This is a genomic window from uncultured Methylobacterium sp. (assembly GCF_964251405.1).
Taxonomy (GTDB): Bacteria; Pseudomonadota; Alphaproteobacteria; order Rhizobiales; family Beijerinckiaceae; genus Methylobacterium.
Window position 1 is genome coordinate 1 of the sequence record NZ_CAXUJR010000052.1, and the last position, 6,836, is coordinate 6,836.

A 6,836-nucleotide genomic window follows, 5' to 3' on the forward strand; every position below is an offset into this window, starting at 1 on the left:
GAGACCCGCCGGTGGTTCTACCCGCCGCCAAACAGCCCCGCCACCGCCTGCCGCAGCGGGTTCTCCGGGTTCGAGAGCAGGCGAAGCGCCATCAGGCAGGCGATGGTGACGAGGAGCGGCCGGATCAGGCGCGCGCCGAGCCGGATCGCCAGGGCCGAGCCGATCTGGGCGCCGATGAACGCGCCCAGCGCCATGGCGAGGCCGATCACCCAGACGACGTGCCCCCCCGCCGCGAACAGGCAGAGGCTGCCGACATTGCTCGCGGCGTTGGCGAGCTTGGTGTGCGCGGTGGCGCGGACCACCCCGAGGCCGAGCAGCGTGACGAACCCGATCATGTAGAAGGCCCCCGCACCGGGGCCGAAGACGCCGTCGTAGAACCCGACGATGGGCGCGATGGTGAGCGCGAAGACGAGAGGGGTGACCCGTGCGGCCGCGTCCTCGCTGCTCATGCGCTTGGCGGTGGCGAAATAGAGCGCGATCCCCACGAGCAGGACAGGCACGCCGCCGTCGAGAATCGGGCGTGGAAGCAGGCTCACGCAGAGCGCGCCCGCCATGGAGGCGAGGCCGGCACTCAATGCGATCTTCCAGGCGTCCGGCCAGTGGATCAACCCGCGCCTCGCGAAGGCGATGGTGGAGGAGATCGAACCGGCGCTGCCCTGGAGCTTGTTCGTCGCGATGGCTGCGACCGGGTCGAGCCCGGAGAGCAGGAGCGCCGGCAGCGTGATCAGCCCGCCGCCGCCCGCGATGGCATCGACGCATCCGGCCGCGACGGCGACCGCGAACAGCGTCGCGACCACACCGAGATCGATGTCAAAGATCATCGCGGTCCCGCCACTCTTCCAAGAAGACCGACGTCATGCGGGCGGTCTGAAGTCTTCAAGACGAACGGGCCATCGGGTCGGAGAACAGCGGCGTCCCCTCCCCCATGGATGGCGGAGGGTCGAAGTCGGTCTTCGAAGCCGGTCAGTGTCTCACGACGACCTTCGTGCCGACCTTCACGCGGTCGTAGAGATCGACGACGTCCTTGTTGGTCATGCGGATGCAACCCGAGGAGACCGCCGCCCCCATCGTCTCGGGCTCGTTGGAGCCGTGGATGCGGTAGAGCGACGAGCCGAGATACATCGCGCGCGCTCCGAGCGGGTTGTCCTGGCCGCCGGCCATGAAGCGCGGCAGGTCGGGACGGCGGGCCAGCATCTGCGCCGGCGGGCGCCAATCCGGCCATTCCTTCTTCATCGTCACAGTCTTCTGGCCCGACCAGGAGAAGCCCTGCCGACCGACGCCGACGCCGTAACGCACCGCCGCACCGCCGCCCAGCACGTAGTAGAGCCGTCGCTGGCTCGTGGAGACCACGATGGTACCGGGCTTCTCGGCGCCCTTCCACGCCACGGTCTCGCGCGGGATCGCCTGCCCGCGGAAGATGTTCATGAAGTCCGCGATCGGCCCGCTATCGAGCGGGTTGGCGGCATGAGCGGGCGTGCCGGCCGCGATCAGGCCCGTCAGGGCAGATGCCGCGATGAGGCGGTGGATTCGCATGGTCGTCCTCTCTCGTTGCGGGGCAGGCCGGATCGGCCACCGGCGACCTGCCGTATCGATCGAGTTCCGCTGCCGCGCACCCTCGCCGGGTTTCCCGAGGATCCTCAGGCAAGGAACCTCCGGTAAGGATCCTCCGGCGAGCGGCCGGGGCTGCTGAGGCTTCCCTTGGCCGTCCCCGACACAAGGGTCAACCCACCGAGCCGTGCAGGGGCCGAAGCGTGGGATTGAGGCAACGCAGCCTGCGGTTCGTTCAGCATCCCTGAGTCGGGGTTGGGCAGACCCTCATCCGGCCATGAGCCGACCTTAAGCATGCCTTGACAGAATGTCGCAGGTGATTGCGGCTTTGCCGTCGCCGCACCAGAATCAGGCTGGTGGACATGCTTCCGACCCTGGCCGCGACGCGATCCTCCCTGACCGGACGTTCCCCCAGTGGGCGTCGCGGGCTGATCGGTACGCTGTGCGCACCCTACCTTCGGTCGGCGTTCTGGCTCCTCGCCGGGGGTGCTGCCGTTCGACTGGCCGCTGTGATCTTGATCGTCCTCGCGGCGATCTGCGACCGTCCGGAACGTCATGCCCGCTCGGACCGTGAGGTCCGTGCGGCGGCGATACTGCCCGTCGCGGCGGCTCCCAGCCTGTTCACCCTCGTTGGGGCGCCGATCGATATCGTCGATGACGGCGTGGACATCCATCAGACCTTGCGGGGTCAACCGGCCTCCGTCGATCCGGCGAGGGCGCGCCCGGTTGCGAGATCCCATGCGGATCCGATCGCGCTGACAGGCCTCTGGCTTCCCGAGCGGCCACCCAGACACGCCTGATACAGGGACGGAAGCGCTGCCGTAGGGCGGCGCGCATCGTCTTGCCTGTCCGGTCCGCCCCATCCTCGCCACGTCCGGCGCGGAGAGTGCATGGCAGGCCCCAGGACATCCCTGACGGGTGCTCTCGCCCGTTGGTCTTTCGCGAGTTCATGCCGCGCGACCGCCGCCCTCCCGGCCGGCCGTCCCCTGCGCGCATCTATTTTGGAGCATCCTGATCGTGCCTTCGTCCCGCCACTACGCCGACCGGCCCTGGCCGACCGTCCTCGCCGCGGGTTTCCTGCTGACCGCCATGACCGGCTGCAATCAGAAGCAGGCGGCCGCGGCCCCACCGGCTCCGCCGCCGGAGATCAGCTACGTCACAGTGAAACCGCAGCCGATTCCCTATCAGCGCGACCTTCCGGGGCGTGTGGCGCCCTTGCGGATCGCCGAGGTCCGGGCCCGGGTCGGCGGCCTCGTGATCAAGCGGACCTTCGAGCAGGGCAGCCACGTCAAGGAAGGCGACGTCCTCTACAAGATCGATCCGGCGCCCTACGAGGTCGAGCTCGCGAGCGCCGAGGCGGTCCTGGCCAAGGCCGAGGCGGCCCTGGTGCTGGCCTCGCAGCAGGCCGAGCGCCTCGAGACCCTGCTCTCGCGCCAGACCGCGAGCCAGGCGCAATACGACAGCGCCTATGCCACCCAGAAGCAGGCCGAGGCCGACGTCGCCGGCGCCAAGGCCTCCCGCAACCGTGCCCGTCTCAACGTCAGCTACACCGATGTCCGCGCCCCGATCTCGGGGCGGATCGGCCGGGCGCTCCTCACCGAGGGCGCGCTGGTCGAGCAGGGCGGCACCGCCAACCTCGCCACCATCCAGCAGCTCGATCCGATCTACGTCGACATCACGCAATCGGTGGGCGAGCTGACCAAGCTCCGGCGCGATCTCGCCAGCGGCGAGCTCGACCGCCTCGCCCACGACCACGCCAACGCCCAGCTCATCATGGACGACGGCTCATTCTACCCGTCGCCGGGCCGCGTGCTCTTCTCCGACGTGACCGCCGACCCGAGCACCGGCCAGGTCACCCTTCGCGTGCTCTTCCCGAACCCAAATGACGACCTCTTCCCCGGCATGTACGCTCGCGCGCGCATCAAGCAGGGCATCGACAAGGACGCCATCGCCGTGCCCCAGCAGGCGATCCAGCGCACCAACGACGGCAAGTCGGAGGTCTGGGTGATCGGCAAGGACGACAAGGTCATGCTCCAGCCCGTGGAGGTCGGCCCGATCGTCGACAACAACTGGCTCATCCGCGAAGGCCTGAAGCCCGGCGAGCGCGTCGTGGTCGAGGGCGTGCAGAAGATCAGCGCCGGCATGGTGGTCAAGCCTGTGCCGCTGGCGGGATCGGCGGAGACGAAGGCCGCCCAGATCGACGGCGCGCCGGTGACCGAAGCGGGAGTGCGCTGAGCCATGGCCTCCTTCTTCATCGACCGTCCGGTCTTCGCCTGGGTCATCGCCCTGTTCATCTGCCTCGGCGGGATCCTCACGATTCCGATGCTGCCGATCGCCCAGTATCCGGTGATCGCACCACCCTCCATCGCGCTCTCGACGGCCTATCCGGGCGCTTCGGTGGAGAATCTCTACACCGGCACCACGCGCCTCATCGAGGACGAGCTCAACGGCGCGGCCAACATCCTCAGCTTCGAATCGGCCAGCGATGCCTTCGGCGTCGTCGAGATCACCGCGCAGTTCCGCCCAGGCACCGATTCGAGCCTCGCCGGCGTCGAGGTGCAGAACCGGTTGAAGCGCATCGAGGCTCGTCTCCCCGCCGAAGTGCGCCAGCAGGGCACCCTCGTCGAGGAGGCCTCGGCCGCCACGCTCAACATCATCACCCTGGTCTCGCCCGACAAGTCGATGGACGAGATCGCCCTCGGCGACTTCCTGATGCGCAACGTCATCAACGAGATCCGGCGCATCCCCGGGGTCGGGCGCGCCACGCTCTACTCGACCGAGCGCAGCCTTCGCATCTGGATCGATTCCGACAAGCTGCGCGGCCTCTCGCTCAACGCCTCCGACGTCTCCCAGGCCATCACAAAGCAGAACGTCCAGATCGCCTCGGGCGCCGTCGGCGCGCAGCCGAGCCCATCGAACAACCCGGTGAACTTCCCCATCATCGTCAAGGGCCAGATGACGGCGCCCGAGGAGTTCGGCGCGATCGTGCTGCGCGCTAACCCCGACGGCTCGACCGTGCGGCTGCGCGACATCGCCCGGATCGAGCTCGGCGGCGAGGACTACAAGTTCACGACCCGCCTCGACGGCGGCGAGGCGGCCGGCATCTCGGTAACCCTGGCGCCGGACGGCAACGCGATCCAGACGGCCAAGGCCATCCGCGCCAAGATGGAAGAGCTGTCGCAGTTCTTCCCACCGAACGTGAAGTGGGACATTCCCTACGACATCACCCCGGCCGTCAACGCCTCGATCTACAAGGTGCTGATGACGCTGATCGAGGCGGTCGTCCTCGTCTTCGTGGTGATGTTCCTGTTCCTGCAGAACATCCGCTACACGCTGATCCCCACCATCGTCGTGCCGATCGCCCTGATGGGCACCTGCACGGTGATGCTGCTCGCCGGCTTCTCGGTGAACGTACTCACCATGTTCGGCATGGTGCTCGCCATCGGCATCCTCGTCGACGACGCCATCGTGGTCGTCGAGAACGTCGAGCGCATCATGAACGAGGAGGGCCTGCCGCCGAAGGAAGCCACCCGCAAGGCCATGGACCAGATCACCGGCGCCATCATCGGCATCACGCTGGTGCTGATCGCGGTGTTCATCCCGATGGCGTTCTTCCCCGGCTCGGTCGGCATCATCTACCGCCAGTTCTCCATCGCGATGGTGACTTCGATCGCCTTCTCGGCGCTGCTGGCCCTCACCCTCACCCCGGCGCTCTGCGCCACCCTCCTGAAGCCCATCGAGAAGGGCCACGGGCATGCCAAGGGTGGTTTCTTCGGCTGGTTCAACCGGATCGTCGACCGCGAGACCGCCCGCTACGGCCGCGGCGTCGCGGCCTTCATCGCCCGCTCCGGCCGCGTGATGGTGATCTACCTCGTGCTGGTGGTCGGCCTCGCCTACGCGTTCGTGCGCCTGCCGGAGGGCTTCCTGCCCGTCGAGGACCAGGGCTTCTTCACCGTCGACATCCAGACGCCGCCGGGCTCCTCCTTCAACCGCACGGAAGCGGCGGTAAAGAAGGTCGAGGAGCATCTCCTCGCTCAAGCCGGCGTCGCCACGGTGACGGTGGTCAACGGCTTCTCGTTCTCCGGCCAGGGCCAGGTCACGAGCCAGGCCTTCGTCACCCTCAAGCCCTGGGGCGACCGGGACGTCGCCAACTCCGCAGCCAAGCTCGTGGAGGGCACCAACAAGGCGCTGTCAGGATACAAGGATGCCGTGATCCAGGCGCTCGAGCCGCCGCCGATCGACAACCTCGGCAACGCCTCGGGCTTCAGCTTCCGCCTGCAGGACCGGGCACAGAAGGGCTATTCGGGCTTGATGGCGGCCCAGGAGCAGTTGCTCTCGCTGGCCAAGAAGAGCCCCATCCTCCAGAAGGTCTATGTCGAGGGCCTGCCGCCGGCGCCGCAGGCCGAACTCGTGATCGATCGTGAGAAGGCGGCCGCGCTCGGCGTCGACTTCGAAGAGATCAACAATACCATCCAGGTCAACCTCGGTTCGGTCTACACCAACGACTTCCCGAACCGGGGCAAGATGCAGCGCGTCATCGTCCAGGCCGAGGATTCGCAGCGGCTCAAGGCGGCCGACATCCTGAATTACGGGGTCAAGAACTCGCAGGGCACGATGGTGCCGATGTCCTCCTTCGCCGATCTCAAGTGGAGCGTCGGGCCGGCCCAGATCATCGGCTTCAACGGCTATCAGTCCGTGCGCATCACCGGCGAGCCGAAGGCGGGCTACACGTCCGGCGACGCCATCGCCGAGATGGAACGGCTGATGGAGCAACTGCCCAAGGGCTTCGGCCATACCTGGACCGGGCAGTCGCTTCAGGAGAAGGAGGCGGGCAGCCAGGCGAGCCTGTTGCTGGCGCTGTCGATCCTGATCGTGTTCCTGTGCCTCGCGGCCCTCTACGAGAGCTGGTCGATCCCGTTCTCGGTCCTGCTCGTCATCCCGCTCGGCGTCGTCGGGTCCCTGGCGGCCGTGTACCTGCGCGGCATGCCCAACGACGTCTATTTCAAGATCGGGCTCATCACGATCATCGGCCTCTCGGCCAAGAACGCGATCCTGATCGTGGAATTCGCCAAGGACCTGTGGAAGCCGGGCAAATCCCTGGTCGACGCCACAGTGGAGGCCGCGACCCTGCGCTTCCGCCCGATCGTGATGACCTCGCTCGCCTTCATCTTTGGCGTCGTGCCGCTCGCCATTGCGTCGGGAGCCGCTTCGAAGAGCCAACAGGCGATCGGCACCGGCGTGCTCGGCGGGATGATCTCGGCGACGGTGCTCGCCGTGATGTTCGTGCC

4 protein-coding genes are annotated in these 6,836 nt (G+C 67.6%); 2 read left to right on the forward strand and 2 right to left on the reverse strand.

What is annotated here, in order from left to right; all coding sequences use genetic code 11:
• Positions 1 to 17: 17 nt before the first annotated feature.
• Together ACFE7U_RS10950 and ACFE7U_RS10955 are read right to left on the reverse strand one after the other, a co-directional pair.
• Positions 18 to 821 (reverse strand): TSUP family transporter, encoded by an 804-nt coding sequence (locus tag ACFE7U_RS10950; RefSeq protein ID WP_375409757.1) that lies wholly within the window; start codon positions 819 to 821, stop codon positions 18 to 20.
• A 142-nt stretch (positions 822 to 963) separates the two neighbouring features.
• Positions 964 to 1,533, reverse strand: coding sequence for a L,D-transpeptidase (locus ACFE7U_RS10955; RefSeq protein WP_375409758.1), 570 nt, complete (start codon positions 1,531 to 1,533; stop codon positions 964 to 966).
• Positions 1,534 to 2,625: 1,092 nt separating this feature from the next.
• Here ACFE7U_RS10955 and ACFE7U_RS10960 point away from each other — a divergent pair.
• Complete coding sequence (locus ACFE7U_RS10960) at positions 2,626 to 3,783, forward strand: efflux RND transporter periplasmic adaptor subunit (protein ID WP_375409776.1); 1,158 nt, start codon at positions 2,626 to 2,628, stop codon at positions 3,781 to 3,783.
• A 3-nt stretch (positions 3,784 to 3,786) separates the two neighbouring features.
• Positions 3,787 to 6,836: multidrug efflux RND transporter permease subunit (locus tag ACFE7U_RS10965; protein ID WP_375409759.1), on the forward strand; the 3,050-nt coding region annotated here is incomplete at its 3' end.